We start from the raw sequence: 387 nt of genomic DNA on the forward strand, positions 1-387 counted from the left end.
GGCATGCAGTCCGGCACCGAGAGCGGTCCCGACGATGGCGGCAATGGGAGAACCGAGCCCGAACACGAGGGGGACCAGCAGGTATTCCAGCCGGGCGCCGGTTCCATATCCAGCCACCGCGGCCGGCCCCGCCGTTCCCACGAAGCCCGTCGCGGCGATGACCGTGACGTTCGACGTCACACTGGCGATGCCGGAGAGCAGGCCGACGCGCAGGATCTCGCGGGACGGCGCCCAGGTGAGTCTCGGGAGGCGCCGGCTCGGGTGCAGGACGCCACGGCCAGACCAGATGGAGGCGGCGAAGACGGCGGTGCCGGCGGCGTAGTAGGCCGCGACAGCCACGCCCCCACCCACGACGCCGAGCCTGGGGAACGGACCCCAGCCGAAGAT

General features: G+C 72.1%; 1 protein-coding gene. It reads right to left on the minus strand.

Going from position 1 to position 387, the window contains the following annotated elements; genetic code table 11:
- Positions 1-339: MATE family efflux transporter (locus JZ792_RS43830; protein ID WP_216918469.1), on the minus strand; the 339-nt coding region annotated here is incomplete at its 3' end.
- Between the last annotated feature and the right edge of the window lie 48 nt (positions 340-387).

The organism is Nocardia noduli, from assembly GCF_019038455.1.
In the GTDB taxonomy this organism is placed as follows: domain Bacteria; phylum Actinomycetota; class Actinomycetes; order Mycobacteriales; family Mycobacteriaceae; genus Nocardia; species Nocardia noduli.